This is a genomic window from Salifodinibacter halophilus (assembly GCA_012999515.1).
GTDB lineage: Bacteria > Pseudomonadota > Gammaproteobacteria > Nevskiales > Salinisphaeraceae > Salifodinibacter > Salifodinibacter halophilus.
Genome location: JABEEB010000617.1, coordinates 1 through 242 on the forward strand (window position 1 = coordinate 1; position 242 = coordinate 242).

The 242-nt window shown below is 71.5% G+C and carries 1 protein-coding gene; it reads right to left on the minus strand.

Annotated elements, in window-relative coordinates; all coding sequences use genetic code 11:
- Positions 1–242, minus strand: a 242-nt coding sequence (locus HKX41_13055) for a DUF1302 family protein (protein ID NNC25062.1), incomplete at both ends; no start/stop codon positions are given.

The following is a 242-nucleotide window of genomic DNA, read 5'->3' on the forward strand; positions in this document are numbered from 1 at the left end:
GGCGCGCGCGAGTTGATGCGCAGGTAGTACGCGCCCCAGCCGCGGCCGCTGGCCTCGTCGCGGTAGCGCATCGACAACCCGTACTGGCCGCGGTCGCTGCCGTACCGGTCACGGTCGCGCGGCAGGATCGCGCCCATCGATTGCATGAAGCCGTCGCTGAGCCACGGCCCGGCGCCGCTGGAAGCGCTGTTGAGCGGGTAATAGGCGTTGGACTGGATGCCGGCGCAGCCGCGCTCGATGCC